The sequence below is a fragment of the Terrimonas alba genome (assembly GCF_042434975.1).
GTDB lineage: Bacteria > Bacteroidota > Bacteroidia > Chitinophagales > Chitinophagaceae > Terrimonas_B > Terrimonas_B alba.
The window spans coordinates 143,383-166,367 of record NZ_JBHMQM010000010.1 but is presented as its reverse complement, the minus strand read 5'-3'; the positions used below and the strand labels follow the sequence as shown (position 1 = coordinate 166,367).

General features: G+C 41.3%; 17 protein-coding genes and 1 tRNA gene. 7 read left to right on the top strand and 11 right to left on the bottom strand.

What is annotated here, in order from left to right; genetic code table 11:
* Positions 1–27: 27 nt before the first annotated feature.
* On the bottom strand, positions 28–3,447 hold the full coding sequence (locus ACFEL9_RS25010) for an HD domain-containing protein (RefSeq protein ID WP_385895825.1): 3,420 nt from the start codon (positions 3,445–3,447) through the stop codon (positions 28–30).
* A 376-nt stretch (positions 3,448–3,823) separates the two neighbouring features.
* Here ACFEL9_RS25010 and ACFEL9_RS25005 point away from each other — a divergent pair, with 376 nt between their 5' ends.
* The gene (locus ACFEL9_RS25005) at positions 3,824–5,122 is read left to right on the top strand and encodes an NCS2 family permease (protein WP_385895823.1); all 1,299 of its coding nucleotides are present in this window, start codon (positions 3,824–3,826) and stop codon (positions 5,120–5,122) included.
* Positions 5,123–5,267: 145 nt separating this feature from the next.
* Here the strand turns inward: ACFEL9_RS25005 and ACFEL9_RS25000 are convergent, their stop codons facing one another.
* Positions 5,268–5,894, bottom strand: coding sequence for a beta/gamma crystallin family protein (locus ACFEL9_RS25000; protein WP_385895820.1), 627 nt, complete (start codon positions 5,892–5,894; stop codon positions 5,268–5,270).
* A gap of 171 nt (positions 5,895–6,065) precedes the next feature.
* On the opposite strand from ACFEL9_RS25000, the gene ACFEL9_RS24995 reads away from it, so the two are divergent.
* Positions 6,066–6,359: a hypothetical protein gene (locus tag ACFEL9_RS24995; RefSeq protein ID WP_385895817.1), complete on the top strand. Its 294-nt coding sequence runs from the start codon at positions 6,066–6,068 to the stop codon at positions 6,357–6,359.
* A 227-nt stretch (positions 6,360–6,586) separates the two neighbouring features.
* Here ACFEL9_RS24995 and tnpA read toward each other — a convergent pair whose 3' ends face one another.
* The 7 genes from tnpA to ACFEL9_RS24960 all read right to left on the bottom strand — a co-directional run bounded on the left by tnpA (position 6,587) and on the right by ACFEL9_RS24960 (position 15,332).
* The gene (tnpA, locus tag ACFEL9_RS24990; RefSeq protein WP_385895814.1) at positions 6,587–7,033 is read right to left on the bottom strand and encodes an IS200/IS605 family transposase; all 447 of its coding nucleotides are present in this window, start codon (positions 7,031–7,033) and stop codon (positions 6,587–6,589) included.
* Between the two features lie 753 nt (positions 7,034–7,786).
* Positions 7,787–8,266 (bottom strand): DUF5991 domain-containing protein, encoded by a 480-nt coding sequence (locus ACFEL9_RS24985; protein ID WP_385895811.1) that lies wholly within the window; start codon positions 8,264–8,266, stop codon positions 7,787–7,789.
* A 100-nt stretch (positions 8,267–8,366) separates the two neighbouring features.
* A complete protein-coding gene (gene hutU, locus ACFEL9_RS24980; protein ID WP_385895809.1) occupies positions 8,367–10,040 on the bottom strand; it encodes a urocanate hydratase in 1,674 nt (557 codons plus the stop codon).
* Positions 10,041–10,244: 204 nt separating this feature from the next.
* On the bottom strand, positions 10,245–10,673 hold the full coding sequence (locus ACFEL9_RS24975; RefSeq protein ID WP_385895806.1) for a response regulator: 429 nt from the start codon (positions 10,671–10,673) through the stop codon (positions 10,245–10,247).
* A gap of 173 nt (positions 10,674–10,846) precedes the next feature.
* Positions 10,847–11,560 (bottom strand): DUF6515 family protein, encoded by a 714-nt coding sequence (locus ACFEL9_RS24970; RefSeq protein WP_385895804.1) that lies wholly within the window; start codon positions 11,558–11,560, stop codon positions 10,847–10,849.
* Positions 11,561–11,807: 247 nt separating this feature from the next.
* Entirely contained in the window at positions 11,808–13,367 is a 1,560-nt protein-coding gene (hutH, locus tag ACFEL9_RS24965; protein ID WP_385895801.1) for a histidine ammonia-lyase, read from the bottom strand.
* 120 nt (positions 13,368–13,487) lie between these two features.
* On the bottom strand, positions 13,488–15,332 hold the full coding sequence (locus ACFEL9_RS24960; RefSeq protein WP_385895799.1) for a BamA/TamA family outer membrane protein: 1,845 nt from the start codon (positions 15,330–15,332) through the stop codon (positions 13,488–13,490).
* A 237-nt stretch (positions 15,333–15,569) separates the two neighbouring features.
* On the opposite strand from ACFEL9_RS24960, the gene ACFEL9_RS24955 reads away from it, so the two are divergent.
* Positions 15,570–16,517 carry a glycosyltransferase gene (locus ACFEL9_RS24955; RefSeq protein WP_385895796.1) on the top strand — a complete coding sequence of 316 codons (948 nt, stop codon included), beginning with the start codon at positions 15,570–15,572 and terminating at the stop codon, positions 16,515–16,517.
* Positions 16,518–16,573: 56 nt separating this feature from the next.
* On the opposite strand, the gene ACFEL9_RS24950 is transcribed toward ACFEL9_RS24955, so the two are convergent.
* Positions 16,574–16,647, bottom strand: a tRNA-Arg gene (locus ACFEL9_RS24950).
* Positions 16,648–16,960: 313 nt separating this feature from the next.
* On the opposite strand from ACFEL9_RS24950, the gene ung reads away from it, so the two are divergent.
* From ung to ACFEL9_RS24935, 3 genes are all read left to right on the top strand, one after another.
* The gene (gene ung / locus ACFEL9_RS24945) at positions 16,961–17,632 is read left to right on the top strand and encodes a uracil-DNA glycosylase (RefSeq protein WP_385895794.1); all 672 of its coding nucleotides are present in this window, start codon (positions 16,961–16,963) and stop codon (positions 17,630–17,632) included.
* Between the two features lie 30 nt (positions 17,633–17,662).
* Positions 17,663–18,247, top strand: a complete 585-nt coding sequence (locus tag ACFEL9_RS24940) for a GNAT family N-acetyltransferase (RefSeq protein ID WP_385895791.1) — start codon at positions 17,663–17,665, stop codon at positions 18,245–18,247.
* Between the two features lie 109 nt (positions 18,248–18,356).
* Positions 18,357–19,094, top strand: a complete 738-nt coding sequence (locus tag ACFEL9_RS24935) for a lysophospholipid acyltransferase family protein (protein WP_385895789.1) — start codon at positions 18,357–18,359, stop codon at positions 19,092–19,094.
* Here ACFEL9_RS24935 and ACFEL9_RS24930 read toward each other — a convergent pair.
* Positions 19,091–21,793 carry a putative LPS assembly protein LptD gene (locus tag ACFEL9_RS24930; protein WP_385895786.1) on the bottom strand — a complete coding sequence of 901 codons (2,703 nt, stop codon included), beginning with the start codon at positions 21,791–21,793 and terminating at the stop codon, positions 19,091–19,093. The two genes, ACFEL9_RS24935 and ACFEL9_RS24930, sit on opposite strands and share 4 nt — an antisense overlap.
* Positions 21,794–21,909: 116 nt before the next feature.
* On the opposite strand from ACFEL9_RS24930, the gene ACFEL9_RS24925 reads away from it, so the two are divergent.
* Positions 21,910–22,878, top strand: a complete 969-nt coding sequence (locus ACFEL9_RS24925; RefSeq protein WP_385895783.1) for an N-acetylmuramoyl-L-alanine amidase family protein — start codon at positions 21,910–21,912, stop codon at positions 22,876–22,878.
* Positions 22,879–22,985 lie beyond the last annotated feature (107 nt).

The window sequence follows — 22,985 nt, the reverse complement described above, 5'->3', positions numbered from 1 at the left end:
TGAGGAAAACAACATGCGGCGCAATACTTACTTCAATATCCTCGAGTAGTTTGAAAGATTTGGAATGAGTTTATTCCAATGAAAAGGAGAATTTTGAGACACTTGTCCTCCGTTTTGAATTATTGATTTATCTACAAACGAACTCTTGTCAATGACATATGGGACATACCTTATATTCCAATTTAGAATCTGTGAAAATTCGTAAATTCTCTGAAATGACGCATTAAGTGAAGATAAGGTACATCTCCTCAAACCGTAATTGAATAAAGGTAACTCTTGCAGTACGTCAAGTATTTGCCCTGAGATTACCTTATTGGTTTCTTTATCCCTAATGTGCAATTCAAGATTGCAAAAAACCTGAATCAAAAACTTAGTGTTATGATGCTTAAAATTTAAGTAGTCAAAAGCAAAAGAAAATTGATTTTCAAAAGGTTTCTCAAAAAGGCAGAATGTAGGGATTCTCAATCTAAAATTTTTGATCCTCTTTTGCCAAAATATATGATTAAAAACTGTAAGTTCAAGCATTGAAATATTATCCACGTCCGACACTCCTTTATTTAACACTGCTATTTCATTATCAGAATTGACGGAACTCAAAACGTTCGGCACACAAACCTTCTGAATTAGTGGTGGCGAATTTTTCCATGGAGAATTTAAAAACCTTATCGACTTTAAGCTATGGGTTTTATGGATGACTTCCTGAACCATTTTAGATATTAGTCTAGTTTGCGAAGAATCCTCTAGTTCGCTTCTTTGCGATACACCGGCACAGATAAAATCCCCACCCTTCCAATTGTCCAGTTTTCCTTTTATCCTTTTTTTATTTTCTATAACTTGCTTTATCCTATTATCAAAATGGTGAAAATTTTCGGGTTGCAGATAAATACTTTTGTTTGAAAAGGAACGCCACTCCTTGAATTTAAAACTTCCGTTATTCCCTATTACTGGTACTACAAAGTCTTCGACAGGCAGTAAATCCTGAACATTTAATAAACTAATCCTTTTAAAAATTATGAGATGAGCTAGAAGAAATGCCCTTTCCTTTGGCTTTGAAGCTAAAAGCCTCGGTTCATATATTTTTTTTAAATAGGAACGATACATTTTCCATAATTTCAATTCCCACTTATTATTTTTTCCGACTGATTCAGTTCTTGATATATCAATCTGATTGAATGCCTTTTTAGAAAAGTTTACAATTATATATGGCAAGCAAAACAAATTGTCATGCCTATAGTTTAGAAAAAATCCTTCAAATAAATTGCTTCGATAGCTTTTATCATCATTGATATCTTCGTCAAAATTCTCAAAAGTATCCGGAGAAGACATGTTAGCTACTAGAATACCATCTAAATAAACTTGGTACTGCGGCTGAGTAGTAGCGCTTTTCCCAAATCTTGCATCATTCCCGTCCTCTACGATTCTGCGACCATATTCAATCCATTCATCATTCACCTTTATTTTTTCATTATTTATGATAAATTCTGCATTAGGCCAAACATGACTGTCACTCGTGATTATCGCTTTGTCATCCACAGGCTCAAGCACTATTATCTTCCCTGAAGCGCCATCAAATTTTAAGTCATTCTGAATATCTATACTTTTTTCTTTAAAAAGCCTTTTCGCAGCTTCCAAACTTTGAGGTTGAAAGACTTTCGCCCACGGAAAAGAAAGTTCATTTCTTTTTATTGAATAGCCACTAAACTTTTTGGAAAATTTGCTCTCATCTTCGAAAGGACCAATTAACAAAGTATTGATGGCATTTTCCGAAATTTTTATGGGTATTTCAACAAATCCAGCAATTTTTGAAATGTATTTAGTTACCTCTAACTTTTCAATGCCTGTACCATGACTGTTATCCGCTAATTTCTCTCGAGATACATAAACTTTGAATTTAGTTCCTGGAATATTGTCTACGTCATTACATGCTTGAACTCTAAATTGGTGTGTGGCAGAGGGGATTTGAATTTTTAATTTTTCAGAAACTGAAGATAAATATGGCTCTCTATAAGTTTCAATGTCGATTCTGTCTGCCACCATGAAACAGCTCAACACTCCAACGCCGAATTTAGAAATTGGATCCATACGCAGGCCTAGGTTCTTAAAATCATCGCTCGTGTAATAACTTTTCCCAGCTACGCTTAAATAATTTTTCAAGATGTACTCATTCATCCCAATACCATTATCGCAAACTATGATCTCGGCATCCCCGTTTCCCAATTGGGTAACATTAATTTCAATCAATCCGAATTCACTCATACTTGTTTTCATTCCTCCCTTTCTTTCTAAAACTTCTTTCCTAAATTTGATAGCGTCGATGCTATTCTGCAGAAGTTCTCTTAAAAAAACATATTTATCTCCCTGATAAATTTCATCACTTAGAATTTCAAACATTCTTTGTCTGTCAAACTCAAATTGAATTGTAATTGGCTTAAATCCAATAGCTCTAATTCTCCAATTTATATTAAATAAATCAAGGTTATAGCGATTAATATTGATCTGACTTAGCAGGTCATTACAACCTTTCAACTGGTCTTCACAAAAAGCTTTCAAATCCATTAGAGAAGCATAAACATCATTACTCTTGGTACTTCCCTCTATTTGAATAACTCTTCCGCCCTGGTAAGAAGAGCTGGATATAGAATGTATTGATCTGTGCTTTTCCCACTCCATCTTTGAGCGCAAATTTTTGGGGGCAACAAACTTCCAAATGATATAAGGAGTTCTATCTTCTGAAATGTCCAACAGATCTATTAGTCTTAAATATACACTTATAGCCTTTAAGTTTACACTTTCACTTAAGACCGCAAAATTTGTAGGATATATAATATTATCTTCTAAATATTTAAAGTCAAGCCAATGAGCTTCGCAAACTCGAGCAGCCGCTTCGCCGAGGCCTGGATTAATTTTTTCAAAGTATTTCTTTATTCTTTCCCCACTTCGCATTGCATGCGAGTTTCTGACATACTCTTGCCAAATTGACAATGGAAATGAGTCGCGGTCAGAATAATTGTTTTCTTTTAGGAAATTTTGAAATTTCGAATGTTCTTCGGTTAATAATGCAAAATCGTTTTTTTCAAAGCCCTCTCTTATTTTATCTTCAACAATTAAATCCTTTTCCACTTCCGAAACAGCCATCCCCCAATCGTGTCCATATAGTGATAATGATAAAATCAAAAGCTCAGTTGAATTTAAACTTTCAATCAGTACTTCCCCTAAAACAAGATCAGCAATACTAAACAACCTTGATAAATGGTATGTGTCATCGTGTGGAGTATACTCGGGAAATAATTCATTAATATGTCTTACCTCTTCAATTACCCTTTTTCTAAAGTCTTCAAGTATCCCCAATGAATTTATTTGCAAATCTGTTCGGCTTTCGACTTTAATAGATAATTCTTGAATAATTTTTGATTTAGGCAATCCCTTCGGTATCGATATTTTAGTCATAATAAATTAACTTAGAAATTTAAAAATAATATTGTGGTTCGATAAAAACAAACGATAGAAGCTTTCAATAAGGATTATTGACTGTCTCAAAAACCACAGTGATTTAATTGCAACTTGATTTAAAGTTAAAATATGACTTTTTGCCTATAGGCACGTATTGAGAGCTTTATTACAGCTAGAAGACTTCTACTAAAAGGAGTAAAGAATTCTCTGCCTAATTAGGGTGTCAGAAATATTCTAGGAACACAACGACGCGTTTTGGTCTTTGTACGAACGAGTAAAATGAAAGTACTACACCCCGATTAAATAAATAGCGCTTTACTTTGCAACTTCACGGACTCGATGCAGCGAATTATGTTTGTGACTATCTTTAACCATGCGCCTCGATTTTAATTTCCACCACCATAAAACCACCCTCCAAACCGAGATCCTTGCCGGTATCTCCACCTTCCTTGCCACAGCTTATATCATCGTAGTAAATCCCACCATCCTCAGTCAAACTGGTATGCCCTTTAGTGGGGTATTGACGGCTACGGTGCTGGTTTGTTTTTTTAGTTCGCTGTTGATGGGGTTATATGCAAAGAACCCCATTGTAGTGGCGCCGGGTATGGGCCTGAATGCCTTTTTTACTTATACAGCGGTGATCGGTATGGGCGTGCCCTGGCAAACGGCATTGGGCGCCGTGTTCTGGTCGGGTATTTTCTTTTTGTTGTTGTCGGTTTTTAATATCCGCACTTATATCGTCAAAGCCATACCCAAACCCTTGCGCTATGCCATAGCGGCGGGCATTGGTTTATTCATCACCCTCATTGGTTTGGTAAACGGTGGTTTTGTGACCAGGAATGAGGCTACGCTGATTGGTCATGCGCCACTGAATACAACGCTCATCATCTTTGTTGCCGGTGTGTTGCTCACCGCTATCCTGCTGGTGAAAAAAATAAAAGGCGCCATTCTCATCGGCATCATTGTAACAACACTGCTGGCGGCTGGCATTGGCCGCTGGTGGAGCGGCGAAACATTAGTCAACTTCAAAGGTGTGGTGGCAGCGCCGGACTTTAGCCTCATTGGTAAATTGGATTTGCTGGGTTCACTGCAATGGAGCGTACTGCCCGTCATCTTTGCCTTTGTATTCACCGATCTGTTTGACAGCTTATCAACATTAGTCGGGTTAACAGAAGCAGCCAACCTGCTGGATGAAAATGGTGATCCGCGAAATATAAAAAAAGCATTGATCACCGATGCGATGTCCACCACCATTGCCGGTGTTGTTGGCAGCAGTCCCGGCACCGCTTACATCGAGTCAGCCGTAGGTATCGAAGAAGGTGGCCGTACCGGTTTAACAGCTATTGTTGCAGCACTGCTCTTTCTTCCTTTTCTTTTCCTGGCTCCCTTGCTGAGCATGGTTCCGGCCATTGCTACAGCTCCTGCATTGGTATTGGTCGGTGCATTTATGCTCCGCCCCATCACCAGGATCAACTGGCTGACAACAGATGAAGCCGTCCCGGCTTTTATTGCCATGGTAGTGATACCCTTTACTTATTCCATCACCCAGGGCATCATCTGGGGTTTTCTAAGCTGGACCATTGTGAAACTGGCGGCGGGTAAACGCAAAGATGTTTCGTGGACGCTGCTGGTGATCGATGTGTTTTGTGTGCTGGCGTTGTGGATGGAATGAATTATTCAATCAATTGTCCTGTAACCGTCTAAAATCATTCAGGCTAATGAACAAATAAACCCTGCAGGTGAATACACCTGCAGGGCTGGTAAAAAATTAAAACTTGTGGTTGGCGGGGTGAGCTTATCATTACGTCAATAATCAATTACCTGATTCGTATCGAACTCACCACATCATTAAAACCATAAGGTGCGCCAGCAATATTTGGATAATCTCCGGGATCTAATTCTATTTTACCACCTAAAAAATTATAATCCCTGAAAAGTTCCGCCTTATTTCCCTGCGCATAATTAGGTCCCCTGAATACTCTTATTGAACTGGCCACATCATTAAATTCAGAACCAAAATCCTGTGGAATGTTGACAGAATTTTCAACAACTACCAGCCGGTTTCCCTGGAAGTTGGTATGTTGGTATAATTCAAGGTAGATCGGAATGGGAGCAATGGTTCCGGGCAATCGTACTGGTGGATTAAATCGTAATGACGATATCTTATCACCAAAATTGTAAAGGGTATGAATATTTGCATAGCCTCCCGCTTTGAGTGTCAAAGCAGCGCCTCCGTAATTAACATGTTCGTATAAACTTACAACTGGCTCGGTTCCGCCATTAGCTGCTTTCCATGCAGCATAATCAGGGCCGGGGTGTACACCGATGGCGGATGTCTTATCATTAAATGCATTACGGCCCAGGTCGGAAGCATCAGTAACAAATAAGCGTTTACGACCTTGAAAATTGGCATGCTCCCAAAGAGCAATTACTAACGGTATCATAATAGTAAAATTTAAAGCGCCTACTCTTTGATCGGATTTTCGGCTTGTTCCGGGTTTTATGTGTAGGTAATAGATGAGAATCCTGTTAATCAGTAAATGCCCGGGTACGACGCCTTAGGACTTGTTTGTCGTAAAGATTGAAAAGAAGGAAACAAAAACAGGAGTTAATTAATGGATAAGTCGTTCGGAGGCTACTTTCACTCGTCGGGGATACATATCAGTAGCACTGGCCGCATCATTACACCCAGGGTAAGCAGCGATGATCTTACCTCCACCGCCGGGAGAATGGTAATCGCATTGGTGGATAGCCCATTTTTTCCGCATGTAATTTTTTCTTCAGTTGTAGTACCCGCTGAAAGTCAAACTACCGCTGACGGCAGCCGTCGTCATTTTTTTGAACGATACACCTTCCCTCGTATCACGCATTCCACCCTATGGCGTAGTAAAAGTGTTCAACATGTATAGATGGTGTATGAAACAGGTATTCCATCACCCAGGGCATTATCTGGGGTTTCTTAAGCTGGACCATTGTGAAACTGGCGGCGGGTAAACGCAAAGATGTTTCGTGGACGCTGCTGGTGATCGATGTGTTTTGTGTGCTGGCGTTGTGGATGGATTAAGAAAAATAAAACTTCTCTAAGTGACATATCATCCGCTCGAAGAATTTTATAAGCTTCCCTTATACCGGCTCTTTAAAAATATTGCTCATCATATTCTATCTCAAAAGCGTTTAGAAAATGCCTGTACTCATCCAGGAAAGTTTCTTTTTGATGATGAGCCTCCTGGTTCTGGATATACCTGATAACATCCGGCACATGGCTTTTTGAATAAGAGAATGCGCCGTATCCCTCCTGCCATGCAAAAGGCCTCGAACAATATCCCTTTTCCTTAATCCATTTGCTGCTTTCCGTTTTTACATTTTGCACCAATGATGAAATGGATTGTGCAGGCCGCATGCCAATGAAAATGTGAATATGATCCGGCATGCTGTTTATTTGTAACATCTTGTGATCATTTTGCTGGAATATGCCGGTAATATATTTGTGCAATTCATCTTTCCATGCTTTTTGAATTAAAGCCGCACGATATTTAACCGCAAATACAAATTGGATGTGGAGTTGTGTATAGGTGTTAGCCATTTAAAGCGGATAAGGAAAATAAATATACAAAACGTTATGTTCGTCGGAACATGTTAGAGATAGAAAAGACGTTGGGTGGATTATAGCGCTCCGAAGGAACGCATGGTGCTTACGTTGGAATTTGAAAAAGCACAAAACGTTCCGCTGGAACGTTGAAACATTTTTTATTCACGGGATCTACCAATAAAATGTCTCCCGCCTTCTGCAGGACAAGCTCTACGGAACAAAATGAGACATTCTAACTCAAGGAACAAGATTGGTGGTTTCTTCCACCAACAGACCTGATCGGAAATATTGTAATAGCCAGCTTTGTGTTCCAGAGGAACACACGGTGGGTAGATAAAATAATGCAGAGTTACAGCGTTCCAGAGGAACGCATGGTGCTAGCATTGGGAATATGGAAAGGCACCAAACGTTCCGCTGGACGTTGAAACATTTTCATTCACAGTTCTACCAATAAAATGTTCCTCCGGAACAAATGAGAACGACAGATCCGGATCAATTGAATGATGGTAAGAAACCTATAGCAATTGGCTTTGTGTTCCGGAGGAACACATCATGGGTAGACAAAATAATGAAGGGTCGTAGCGTTCCGGAGGAACGCATTGTGCTTGCATTGGAAATTACGAAGCACCAAACGTTCCGTTGGAACGTTGAAAACATTATGCATTTTATGGTTTCTACTGGAAAGTATCTACTTGTACATAGCAGAAGTTTTGGCAAGACAGACTTCAGAAATCAAGCGAATTGATCTTATCGGGATACCCGCAGTGTATTATTATTTTCATTAACGCCGGCAAAAACAAAACAATTACACTCTTTTGGCGGTTGCTCTGAAAGTATTGGCGAGAGTTCACTCCATTTTGTCTTAATTCCAATTGCCGCTTTCGATAGCACAAATAGTGTATCTCCCTTTTGTAAGTTTGGGTCTCTTCCGGACAAGGATTGGTCATATATTACGTAGAGTGTCGAATCGTTGCCTTTCAGGTCATTTAACAAAGAAAAAGTCGTTTGCTGGCCATTCACATTTAAGATGGCCTTATAAAATTTATCAATCTTGTTAACCGATAGATCCCATGACATGACCATATTGTAACCAGCCAAAGATTTAATTGGCGGTTCGCTATAGTTGTAATCTCCCAGCCATGAATCAAGTTTGTTGCTTTCCGAACATCCTATTATAACAAGAATTATTAAGTAATTCCACACAAGCCGGGAACGTTTGTTTTGCATATGTAGTCAAACTTATTGTAGAAACCTCATTATGAAAGATAATCGAAGGTAAATTAAGCTATCTCATATTCCCGACACAATGATCGGAACTTCCACCGCTTTAGTCTCTCGCCAATTTATCGGCTATGTCTAAGTCATAGTCTTTCGCTGTCTTTTTAGCTACCTCATAGCCCGCATCAGCATGGCGAATAACTCCCATACCCGGATCATTTCTTAATACCCGGCGAAGACGTGCTTCAGCATCATCTGTACCATCGGCCACAATGACCATCCCCGCATGGATGCTATAGCCCATCCCTACTCCACCGCCATGGTGCAAAGAAACCCAACTGGCACCGCCGGCTGTATTCACCAATGCATTTAAGATGGGCCAGTCAGCGACGGCATCACTACCATCCAGCATGGCTTCGGTCTCCCTGTTCGGCGAAGCAACCGAACCGGTATCCAAATGATCACGGCCAATCACAATCGGCGCTTTTACTTTTCCGCTTCTCACCAATTCATTAAAAGCAAGACCAGCTTTTTCTCTTTCACCCTGGCCGAGCCAGCAAATACGTGCCGGCAATCCCTGGAAAGCGATCTTTTCTTTGGCCATATTCATCCACCGGATCAGCCCCTTATTATCGGGAAACATCTTCATGATCACCTCGTCGGTAACGGCAATATCATTGGGGTCTCCGCTAAGCGCAGCCCAACGAAAAGGACCTTTGCCTTCGCAGAAGAGAGGTCTTATATAGGCCGGTACAAATCCGGGAAAGTCAAAAGCATTTTGTAAACCCCGCTCCTGCGCCCTCGCCCGGATATTATTGCCATAATCAAAGGTGATAGCGCCTTTGTCTTGCAATTGCAACATTAGTTGCACATGCAGCAGCATCGAATTGTAAGCATAGTCGATATACTGTTTGGGATTTTCGGCCCGTAATACTTTGGCGTATTCATAAGTCATTTCATGCGGCCAGTATGTAAGCGGGTCATGCGCCGACGTTTGGTCGGTGAGTGTATCGGGAACAATGTTGCGCTCCACCATCCGCTTGAGCAAATGAACGGCATTGCATTCTACACCGATGCTGATGGCCTTGCCTGCCGCCTTTGCTTCGAGTGCCTGGTTGATGGCTTCGTCAATATCGGTGATCTTTACATCGAGGTATCTTGAAGCGATACGTTTATCAATGCGCCACGCTTCCACCTCTGCAATCAATGCCACACCTTCATTCATGGTGATGGCCAGTGGTTGTGCGCCTCCCATACCACCGAGCCCGGCGGTAACGTTAAGTGTGCCCCTGAGTGTACCGTTAAAATATTTTTCAGCAATAGCTGCATAAGTTTCATAAGTACCCTGCACGATACCCTGGCTGCCAATATAGATCCAGGAACCGGCGGTCATCTGGCCATACATCATCAGGCCTTTCTTTTCCAGTTCGTCAAAATGATCCCAGTTGGCCCAGTTGGGTACAAGTTGACTATTACTGATAAGTACCCGCGGAGCATCCTTGTGTGTTTTCATAATGCCCACCGGTTTCCCGCTTTGTATCAGCAGCGTTTCATCATTCTCCAAAATTTTTAGTGCAGCAATAACATTATCGAGGGCTTCAAAGTTGCGGGCCGCTTTGCCACGGCCACCGTAGACGATCAACTCATCGGGGCGTTCGGCCACTTCAGGATTGAGATTGTTAAGCAGCATTCTTAAGGCCGCTTCCTGTATCCAGCCCTTACAGGTAAGAGTGTTGCCGGTGGGTGTTTTGTATTTGATGGCGTCGTATGTTGTCTGAACCATGATTTATGGGATTTTTTGGATTAGGGGGATAAGAGTTTCACGCAAAGTTAAAAAGGAGCAAAGATGCAACGTGAGATTTTCATTTTCAACGAATATGTTTGGTCGTAACTAAAGACTGCTTTGATAATTACAAAGAGGCAAAGAAATATCTTTTTGGCAAAAGACAAAATTGCTGAAGGGTAATGCGGATTTAGCGATGATTGATTAGGTAAATGAGTTAGGATGCTGGCAGATACACCAGTAATCAATGACCAGCTTAATGGTCTCTTTATATTCCTGGAAGCTGCTGCTTTTTCGAAAATAGCCCTGGATAGTTAATTCCTTATATGCAATATCAACGGTTCTGCGATCAATGAAGGTGGAGAAGAAAATAAAGGGAATACTTTTCTCCCGTAAGTATGGTTCATCATCGATCTGTCGTTTGAATTCGACACCACTTTGCTGCGGAAGGTTGACGTCGCTGAAGATCACTAAGGGTTTGTCCCGGGTTGTTTGCAGGTATTCAAATGCATCAGCAGCCCTGGTAAAGAAAATCAGCTTGTTCACGATTCCGAGATCCTTTACGGCGAGTTGCATTATTTCATGATCGTCTTCGTCATCATCAATAACTACGATCGGTCCGTCTTTGATCATGGGTTCTGCGATTTATAAGTGCATTGCACCAGGTATTTAAACCGCTACAATAGTGCCATTAAATTTATAGCGTAATCAACGCCGGTTGTTACTCAATGTGGGGAAACATTACAACAAAAAAGCCCTCCACCGGGGTGGAGAGCCATTGAAATATTCCATAATAAAGCAGAAACTTACTTGCCTACTACCTTGTAGCGGATGTTATCACCCGAACCAATTTCTTCGTAATATACATCATCGGGAGAAACATAATACCGGTTGCCATTTACCACCACTGTTTTGCAATTAGGTGGTAATTCATTGACTGTATCGCCAATATAGGGCGCATCATCTTCGTACTCTTCATCCGTATTCAACTTGCCATTCTTGCCAACAACGGTGTACCAGATCTCATCATTATCCCTGATTTCTTCTTTGTAATAAGTGCCGTCGAGTTCATAATATTTCTGATCGTTGATGACAACCACTTTTGCGCCATTGGGCAGATCAGGTACGGAAGCACCTAATGGAGCATCTACCACTTCATATTCATCGGGCCTGGTGCCGGGGCGATAGTATGTGCCGCCATAATAATAGTAAGGAACATCCCTGACATAGACTCTGCGGTAACCACGGGGCAAAATATTGATGTGTATACCAATAGGTGGAGCTACTACCCTGAAATAACTGCCGTAGGGACGGTAATAATAACCATTGGAGTAATGAAAGCTGATACCGCCATAAGGAATAACAACTCTTGGTCCGCCAATATGAACAACCCGCTGCCCCCGGTAAGGACCATAACCATAATGACGATAATATCCACGGCCACGCTGTGCACCGGCATCCTGGATAAATAATAAAGCGATAGCTGTTATGGAGAAAGAACGTAGAATTAGTGATCGCATATAATTCGGTTTTAATTACAGACTAAATGTAGAAAAGCTAGTTTAAAAAGATTCTTAAACAACGCCGGATAAGAAAGAATTTAACAAATTGTCTGAACCGGGATTGATAGGATTTTTGGGATTAGTGGGAACCGGATCGCACCCCAGAGAATTGGGACTGCGAATTGGAAGCATTTATACTGTGTCTAATGAATTAATCCACTATCTCAGAAATCACACACATCCCACCCTATCCCAGTTCAGACGTTCAGACAAATGATTCAAATCCTTTGTTCAGTTCTATATTTTTCCCCGTAGCGAAATCATTTACTTTATTCACAAAGCTGAAATCGCTGATGATATTTTTGATTTTATTAATGTCTTCCGCAAAAATTCTGTCTTCTTCTGCAAAGCCGACATGCCTGCGTACATAGTCATGTGCAAACTCCAGTATCTCGCTGCTTTTATGCGGCCGCCGAAACTCAATGGCCTGTGATGCGCTTAATAATTCAATGGCTAATATAAACTCGAGATTGTCTAATACTTTATTCAATTTTCTGCCGCTGATGCTGCCCATGCTCACATGATCCTCCTGTCCCAGCGAGGTAGGAATACTATCCGCACTGGCAGGGAAACACAGGGTTTTATTTTCTGTGACCAATGCTGCGGTGGTATACTGCGGAATCATGAAGCCGCTGTTTAACCCCACATTCTTCATCAGCAGCATGGGAAGTCCCCATTTTCCCTCGAGCAATAAATAACAGCGGCGGTCAGAAATATTTCCAATTTCAGCCGCTGCAAAACAAGCATAATCCAATGGCAAGGCTAAAGGCTGGCCGTGAAAGTTGCCGCCGCTGATAGTGTCATGGGCAGAGAATATGATGGGATTATCCGTCACCGCATTCAGCTCCGTTTCTGTCAATTCCTTTAAATGCAGCCAGGCGTTCCTTGATGCGCCATGCACCTGTGGCATACAACGCAGCGAATAGGGATCCTGCACCCGGCCACAATCAATATGACTTTGCATGATGGCGGAGTTATGCAATAACAATCGCAGCCGTTGCGCTACTAATTGATTGCCGGCAAATGGACGTAGCTGATGCAATCGTTCATCAAAGGGAGCTTTGGTTCCTGTTAACGCTTCAAGGCTCATAGCACCAATGATGTCCGCCGCTTCCAGGCAATTGTGCATGCGCTGCACTGCTTTGACGGCAAAGGCCAAAATGAATTGTGTGCCATTGATCAATGCCAGGCCTTCCTTTGGCCCGAGTTGGATCGGTGACAAATTCATTTCCTGCAATACTGCCGCGGTATCCTTCACTTCTTCTTTATAAAAAACTTTCCCCAACCCGATCAGCGGAAGAAATAAATGTGATAAGGGCGCCAGGTCACCACTGGCGCCCACACTGCCTTTCTCCGGCACTACCGGGATAATGTTATTTTCAATATGCCAGAGAATTCGTTGCAACGTTTGGAGTTGAACACCGCTATAGCCTTGTGCCAGTGCATGCACTTTAGTGATGAGCATGATCTTCGCAATCTCTACAGGAATAGCTTCCCCGACACCCACACTGTGGCTTTGTAATATTTTATACTGTAAGGTTGCTGTGTCTTCATCCGAAATCGAAGTATTGGCGAGAATGCCAAAACCTGTATTGACCCCATACACCGTTCTGTTGCTTTCTACAATTTCTTTTACCGATTGATGGCTTGCCTCTATGTTGCGGATGGCTGTTTCATTGAGAACAGCCTTTGTTTTTTCTGAGGCTATATCTATTACTGTGGCAATCGTTAATTGATCTACGCCGTAGTTAAAATCATTACTCATAATTTCTAGAATGATCAAAAGTAAATGATTCAAATAAAATGAATTCACTACCCGCCTTCAACGACTAATTACTGATCTGGTGTAACCGGCTTTTATATTAAACTCAGCATTCGCTACTCACTAGTTCACACTGACAAATTCCGGCCGTTTGATAAACTCCTGGTTGTACTTAAACCGGATACTGGTGTTGACTTCGATGCGCCAGCTTTCATTGCGAAAATTTTTCCGCGGAAAGTACATACCTCTAAATTCGGTGGTGCCGAAGATCAAACTCTCATTCCGGATTCGAACGCCGCCCCCAATGGACGAATATAATTTCGGATCCGAAACATTTTCTGTTTTAATGTTCAAATAGGAAACATTGCCAAAAGCAAAGGGTGCAAAACGGAAAAGCAATAAGGACCAGGGACTATAAAAAACAGATTCACCTTTGAATGATAAACGGGTATTGCCTGACTCGTTATTGTTTTTAAAATCGGGCAAGCCAAATTCACTTTCCAGCCGAAGCGGTTCACTCAGCAGACTGTTGATTTGCCGTGTAGCACTGATGCTGAAAAAAAAGCGTTGTCTCCATTTTCCTCTCATATAATGCAGGCGGCTGATATAATCCAGTCCGGCCAGCAGGTCAATATCTTCGAATTGATCTTTATAAAAAAAAGTTCCTGCACGAAGGTTATAATTGAAATAATGCAGGCTGGGATTGAAATAATATCGCTGAAAACTAACACCGGCAAAAGGCCTTTCACGGCCATTTTTCTTAGTGTACCCGCCCGTAAAAGAAGCTTCTATACCTTCCGGCACATCTTCGTTTCTTCCAAAGCCATAAATATACCGGGTCTTATAAAAGTTTTGATTGAAAAAGGAGAAACTTCCCAGTACCGCCTGCAGGTCTGCGTAACTATAGTAATACTCATTGGCATACTTCAGGGGTTTGACCGGGAAATCTTTGTTTACTACCCTCAGGCCAATTAAACGGCGCCACCGGTCATTGTCTTTTCGGTAACCTGCATCCAGGTTATACCCTACCCAGGCGTCCATGAGGCGATACTTGTATTTGAAATCCGAATCATACAGTGAATCTGTGTTATAATAGTTTTTTGTTTTATGCATTTCCATTTCTGAGCCATAGGTCCACTTCATATAACGATTGACCAATGGGCGGGCAAAACGAACGTAGGCAATTTCTTCTTCCCGTTCCCCATTGCTAAATGACTTATTAAAGTTGAGAAAGCCTACAGAACCATCGACAAAGGTTCCATAGATATTTCGTTTGATATACTCGAAACCCTGTCCAAATTTTTCTTTTCGCTTCATATCAAACAAGCCTTCCATTTGAAAGCGATCGCCCCAGCCAATGAAATTATCTTCTTTTGCCCGGAGAGAAAGACTTTCTGTGTTGTGTAGCCGGAAGCTTCCGCCGACGGACAAGACATCTTTTGAAAGAACAATGATATCAACAGAATCACGGCTACCCCTTACCGGCACCACCCTGATTTTTGCATCCTGCAGGAACGGCAGGTCACGCAGGTGCTTTTCATTGTCACCCATTACATAAGGTGATAATTTTTCATTTTCTGAAAAGAACAGGTTATTGCGGATGACATAATCCCTTGACTGGTGGTGAAGTTTGTTCGCCAACTTTTTAATCCCCCCCAGGTCTTTGTCAGTTCTTTTGGTAGTATCGGCAATGGGTACACCGAAACGAAGCACCTGAATTCTTATATGCCGAATTACCCGGTCCTTATATCGTTGAAAGGGTATATCGTTTCTTAATAATCCGGGATCAATTTCGAAAGTATCTGTGAGCAGGTTTTTTGCCAGTTGGCCTATGATCCCTTTTTGCCGGCGGATAAGGCTATCGAGAGAAGGCGGTTTGGTTGAATCTGATTGACCAAATGAAGGAATAGAAATGAATAATACAACAACTACCCACGATAATCTTCGCAAATACTTGTTGTGGCGCATAGTAGCTGTTTCCATATAAAATACAAACGGGATGCCATTGGCTAAATTAGGTACAAGCCTGCAAACGCAATAAGGTTTATTCACTTTGAGAAATCGATCTTTTATAGGAAAGCATTACTAAATATAAATCTGCAACTAATTCGTTCTGGCGATAAGAATTTGCATAGTAAGGCTTTAATCATTAAATTTAAACAACCTTTGTTGGTATCCATCTTTAAATCTTTTGCAAACAGTTTTATGAAAACGCTTGCTCCCATCGTTCTTTTCTGCTATAAAAGACTTGATACCCTTAAGCAAACCGTGGAATCATTGCAACAAAATTACCTTGCTTCCGAAAGTGAGCTTTATATTTTTTCTGATGGAGCTAAAAAACAGGAAGACGAGGCGGCTATCCTTGCCATAAGAGATTACCTAAAAACCGTCACTGGTTTTAAAAACGTATTCATATTTGAAGCTCCCGGCAATAAAGGACTGGCAAATTCCATTATCAATGGAGTGACGGCGGTGATCAATAAATATGAAAAAGTGATTGTGCTGGAAGATGACCTGGTTACCAGCCACAATTTCCTGGTGTACATGAATGAGGGGCTTGACTATTACCAAAATAATCCAAAGATATTTTCCATTACCGGCTTTAGTATCCCGATAAAGGGACTGGATGAAAACAGCGTGTACTTTACGCAAAGGGCCAATTCCTGCGGTTGGGGTACCTGGATTGACCGGTGGAAAGAAATTGATTGGGAAGTGAAAGATTATTCGGCGCTAATGCGAAGCCGTTCTACCCGTAGGGCATTTAACAGGATGGGCTCCGATATGACAGGGCTACTTACCAAACAGGTAAAAGGCAAAATCAATTCCTGGGCCATCCGCTGGTGTTATCATCAATTCAAATACGACCTGTACTCTGTACATCCTGTGGTTTCTAAAATAAAAAACATTGGCTATGATTCAGCCGATTCTACGCATACAAAAGAAAAGTTTAACCGGTTTGAAACAAAGCTTGACAAAACCGATTGCACGACTATCAATTTTGATGTTCCTGTCCGGCTGGAAAAAAAAGTGATCCGGCAATTCGTAAGACCCTATTCGATGCCGTACAGGGCTATCTACAAAATTCTCAATATTATGCTTGGCAGTGGCGCACTCGAAGAGATGCTTCTATTCCTGGAAAAATATGGCATATAGTGAATGGGAAATGTACAGCATAAAAAAAGCGAACCTTTAACGGGTTCGCTAAAATGTGATCCGGATTGGATTCAAACCAATGACCTACTGCTTAGAAGGCAGTTGCTCTATTCAGCTGAGCTACCGGACCAAAATAATTAAGAACTTCAAAATAACATTCAGCTTATGACCTTCCCGATTGAAAGCGGGATGTTCTATTCAGCTGAGCTACCGGACCAAAATAATTAAGAACTTTAAAATAACATTCAGCTTATGACCTTCCCGATTGAAAGCGGGATGCTCTATTCAACTGAGCTACCGGACCATTTTTTTAAAGCAGGGCGCAAATATACCACTTCGCCGCTTATCAGAAAAAAGAACGATGACTTTTTATTTACTTATCTAAACATTGCTTCGGGTACACTACATATTTTTTTTAGCTTGCAGCCAAACCAATCTTAAAGATGGATGTTAAGATCGAGCCTTCCTGGAAAGAAATATTACATGAAGAATTTGACAAGCCTTATTTTCAACAGATTCCGTTACACTTAAAAACAGAAAAATTACAGGGCAAAGCCATCTATCCGCCCGGCAGCCAGATATTTAGTGCCTTCAACACTACTCCTTTTGATAAAGTAAAAGTGGTAATTATTGGACAAGATCCCTACCATGGACCGGGACAAGCCCACGGACTTTGCTTTTCTGTTCAAAATGGAGTGCCTCCACCTCCATCATTGATTAATATATTTAAAGAATTACATGATGACATCGGCATGAAGATCCCCAATCACGGTAATCTTACCAAATGGGCCGAACATGGTGTTTTTCTATTAAATGCCTCTCTAACGGTCAGGGCTGCTGAACCGATGAGCCATTCCAAAATCGGCTGGGCCCAATTTACCGATGCCGTTATTAAAATAATCTCCGACCGAAAGGAGCATGTTGTTTTTTTTCTTTGGGGAAAATTTGCACAGGATAAACGGATACTAATTGATGAAACCAAACATTTGATTTTACGTGCCGCTCATCCTTCGCCACTCTCGGCATTCAATGGCTTTTTTGGGTGCAAACATTTTTCAAAAGCCAACGAATACTTAATGAGTAAAGGCATCGATCCTGTCGATTGGAGTTTATAATTGGTTTATTTTGCGCACTAAAAATTCAACATGATACCACCGGACCTCGTATTAGAAACAAATAAGGTCATTCTGCGGCCCATTGCCCCTGAAGATTATGAAAGTTTTCTCGCATTGGCCAAACAGGACCCGGATATGTGGCAATATTTTTCATTAAACCTGGGTGATGAAAATCAGTTGACCAAATGGATGGAAATGGCTTTTGCAGATAAAAAAGCCGAAACCAGGCGCCCCTTCACTATTATTAACAAAGCTACTAACCAAATTGCCGGCAGCAGCAGCATGGGCAATATCTCGTATCATGACCTTCGGCTGGAGATCGGCTGGAGCTGGTTGGGCAAAGATTTTCGCAGCACCGGCATCAATAAACATGCGAAGTTTTCCATGATGCGGCATGCATTTGAAACATTGCATTTTGAAAGAGTAGAATTTAAAACTGATGTACTCAACGACAGGGCCAGGCAAGGCCTGAGAAATGTTGGGGGCATCGAAGAGGGTATACTGCGCAGCCATATGACCATGTGGAACAATCGCCGCCGCACATCGATTTACTATAGTGTGCTTAAAGACGAATGGCCTGGTTTAAAACAAACTATTTTCAAAGAAATAGAATAGCACTTCCAGGTTCACGGGTTTACAGGTTTACAAGTTTGATGCTTCCGGCAGTTGACAGGAAATCAACTTGTGAACACTTGAACTTGTAAACCATCTTTAAACTAACTAAATGAAGATATTTAAAAACATATTTGGGCGCATCTGGGCTGTCTGGGGCATCATTAGTTTTATTGGCACATTTCTCATCGTGTTTATTCCATCGATGATCATGTACCTGTTGCCCGAACCTAAAAGCACAGACATTTTTATCCGGATATCGAGAATATGGATGCGGGTATGGCTGACATTAGTCGGCTGCCCTGTTACAATCAGAGGTAAAAAGAACTTTGCAAAGGGCAAGACTTATATTGTTACATTTAATCACAACTCGCTACTGGATGTGCCGCTATCCTGTCCTTTTGTACCGGGAGCTAATAAAACAATCGCTAAAAAATCATTCACCAAAATACCGCTCTTTGGCTGGTACTACCGAAAAGGATCGGTCCTGGTTGACAGAAAAAGTGAAACGAGTCGTCGTCAGAGTTTTGAAGAGATGAAAAAAGTTTTGAAAAAGGGGATGCACATGTGCATCTACCCGGAAGGCACCCGCAACAGGACCGCAGAGCCATTGAAAAAATTTTACGATGGAGCGTTTAAACTGGCAGTAGAAACAAAGGCCCCTGTTATTCCCACGATAATTTTTAATACCAAAAAAGCTTTGCCTATCAACAAATCCTTTTTTTTTCTTCCGCAAAAATTAGAAATGCATTTTCTTGAACCGATAGAGTCTAATAACATTTCCGCAGAGCAATTGAAAGAAAAGGTTTTTGAAATTATGAAGGATTATTTTGTTAAACACAGTCACTAATAGCCCGCAAAGAAAGAACGGGTACGATTGATCCTGAGGTCCTGCAAAATTCCCGATTTGGGACTGATGGTGAAATTGAAAAAGCGATAGCTGCCAATAGGTGTAACGTTTATTGACATCTGCCAGCAATGCATTTCTCTATTGATGGACATACTGAATTGCTGCAATTTTTTCGTATCAAAATCATAATACCCGTTGACACTAAAATTCCATTTGGGTGTGAGGCTAAAGCTTCCATTAAAGTTGGCACTCGATCTTACCTGGCTTGTAAAACCACTGTAGTCCGGTTTGATTGTCTGCGTGAAATATAAAGAGTAAGAAAGGCTCACCTGCCAGGGAATATTGAAATCAACAAACTCCGCAGGATTTTGCTGCATATATTCCAACAATCTTTGCCTGTCACCAGCAAGCACAGGATCATTTAGATCCTGCTCCATCTGTTCTTTTTTGGCCTGGTCCTTTTGTTCATCTCTTGGCTTGCTTTGAAAGGTGGTTGACATAGAGATGCTTCCGGATGAAAGACGGCCGAGACTAAAGCCGCCATCTTCCCATACATATTCATCAATATTCTGACCAAGGGAATCTGATTCATAAGGGTTCAAGAGGCCGCTGGCATTAATATTAATTTTGTCAAAAAGATTCGTTCTGAAATATAAATTGAAAGGAGATAGCTTAAACTTTGGCGCCAGGAAATTATAGGCCGTTGAAAAACCAAGCCCATCTATCAGCCTTATTTTCTTAGTAGGTTCTTCACCCGTTGTATCCTTTTTATTCCGCACCTTCATCTCCAGGTTATTATCCAGTTGAAAGGACAAGCCGCCGTTTCTTCCATTGCCATAGCCACTATACATACCGCCCTGCAACTGTGGTGCAAGAATTTTATAACCGGCTTCATTGATCTGCAAGCTATCAAGGCCTGAACGTGTTTTATAATATTTTCTTGACAAGTCGGGTTTATAGTTGGCACTTAAAGTAGGCCGGATAACGTGCCGGAGAGCAGATTTCTTAAATTGGTAGGTTCCAAAAAGCGCAGTATTGAAACTCAAACTAAAGGCTGCTTGCTGATCTACAAAAAAACCTTTTTCAACAGTGCTGTCTACTTTTTTTGCTGCGGTATCCCATTCCCGTTGCAATCTTTGTTGTACCCACACCTGCGAATAACTTACACCCGGTGATACCACAATCGCTCCGCCTAATATCGGCGGCAATGATAAGGTGATGGGAATATTATGTTGTGCGCCCCATTGCAATGTATCGATCAGGTCGCTTACTTTAAAAGCAGTGTCATAGAAGGAAACCTGGTTCCTGAAATTGCCATTGTAAGCAATCCCTAATTGTTCATACCATTTTTTTGATCCTGAAAATTCTTTGCTTTGGAAAGGATAAAGTGTGCTCACAGTGAAACCTACATCCGGTAAACTTACATTTACCAGGCGGGTTTGATTATTTTGATTATGATTAGCAGTTACGGTAAGATTATAGGGTTTATCGGCCCATGTTTTTGAATAGCTGATAGACGAACCCAGCTGATTTTGAATGTTCAGGTTTGGATCATTCGGAACATTTTCATTATAGGTGGTTGAACTGGCATTCACATTCGCAGAAAATGTCGTTCCCGGCCTGGCACGGGAATCTGCAGCATGACTCCAGGTCAATGTGTAACTATTGTTGGAATAGAAGTCCGGATCTCCTTTGAAATTTCGCTTTGTTTTTTGCAAACCAAAATTCAACGACCCCTGGTACCGGTAGCGCTTTCGATAAGTAGGATTGACATTTGCCGACCAACCACCGTATGAATAAATGTTGCCATAGAATTTTGTATCCCAATATTGATTAAATACCTGGTAATAACCCAGCCCTTCCAATCCCAGACCAAATTGTTCGTTGGTAGCAAACTGTGGCGGCAATAAACCAGATTTACGTCCCTGGCTTAAGGGATAAAAGCCGAATGGAATATAAACCGGGATAGGCACTTCTTCAAACTCAGGATGAGCAGGACCGGATACAGCCACTTTTTTATTGATCACTTTTAGTTTGTTGGCCCTGAAAGCAAAATGGGGCTCATCAAGATTACAGGTCGTAAACAGGCCATTTTTTACAAAGGTGACATTATCGTCCACTTTTTTTACCAGCTCACCATGCACAAACATTTCACCGGATTGGGTGATGGTGTTTTTCGTGAGGCCTTTTTGAGTTTTAAAATTGTACACAATGGTATCGCTGGTAAACTCATTTTCCGACTGTTTAAAAACGGCATCTTCCAACACGGCACCTGTACTGTCTTTGCTGTTATAGGCTGTCAGTAATTGAGTCTCCTGGTCAAGCGCCACTCTTGGTGCTGTCAATGTGATATCCTGGTACTCTGTTTTGGTCTTTCCGTACAGGTAGATTTTTTTTGATTTTATCATGACTACTACTGAATCCTCCGCATAATACTGTAACGGTGCACTCAATGTGTCTTTGGATAACTTTAAGGAAAACGTGTCTATCTTTTGTACTTGTAGCGAATCGTCACCCGGAATTGTATCGTTGATTGGGATGGTGTCGGAAGCGATGATGGTGACAGAATCTTTAGGTGGAACAATGCGGGGTTTTATGGTGTCAGCTTTTTTTGTTAAAAGACTGTCAAAGTCTTTGGGAGGAATACGTTGGGCCTGTGATTGCGGCGTTACTACGAACAGAATTACAGCTATTAACACTGTTTTAGAAAAAATATTTAAACTAAATTTGCGCAGTCTGTTCATAGTGTAGTGACAAAAGTAAATCTTTCAATGCTAAACAATTTGTGAAGATTAGAAATAACTCATTAATAAACATGAAAAGAATGGTAAAAAGAGGTGTCTTATTTTTATTTCCAATCGGGCTTTCTATCTTACTTTTTTCATTTTCCGGCAAAAACCAACAGCCATCACCAAAGGCTGCTCTAATAAAAACTCTCATCATTGATCCCGGCCATGGAGGAATTGATCCCGGGGCGAGAGGCAGTTTTTCTAACGAGGCTGATGTAAGTCTTGCGGTCTCGCTGAAATTTGGAAAAGCATTGCAGGAAGAGTTTCCTGATCTGAAAATCGTTTATACCCGCACTACGGATGTAATGGCAGGCAATAAAAGAACCAAGGACGAAGGTTTAAGATATCGTGCTAACCTGGCCAACGAATCCGGCGGAGATCTTTTTATTGCTATTCATTGCAATTCGGCACCTCATATCCGTCACAGGGAATTTGCCGGTTATAAATCGGTAACTTCTTATGTGGGTAGGGGAAAAAAGAGAAGAAGGGTAACGAAGAAGGTTCCCCAATATCGGTATTGGACATCTCCGAATCCCGCCCATGGTACCGAAACTTATATCTGGGCGGTAAATAAAAATGATGCGAAAGTAAGTGCCGTCAATAAGATTGGCGAAGAATATGGTGAGCAGGATTCTACCTTAACAATAGCATTGCCTGATCCTTCTGATCCTGCAGAAAAAGCAAGAATGCTTATTTATGCTCAAAATTATTTTAGAAAAAGTCTGAACCTGGCAGACCTCGTAGAAAAAGAATTTATCGCCTCAGGCAGATTTAGCCGCGGAGTGAAACAAAGAAATCATGCTGGTATCTGGGTATTGCAGGCGACCGGCATGCCAAGTATCTTGGTAGAGTTGGGCTTTATTTCTCACCCCGAAGATGAACGATATATCAATAGTGAAAAGGGACAGGAAGAGATGGTGGAGGACCTGGTGAATGCTTTTAAAGCCTATAAACAAAAGATAGAATCAAGAAGCATCAGCACCTCAAATGAGTAATAAGAAATTGATTGAAAATGGGTGAACGGTCTTCACCCATTTTTTTATGTTAGAAAATGTAACTAAAGCGTTTAAAAATAATTAGTTAATTTGCCGGCCGGGAAACG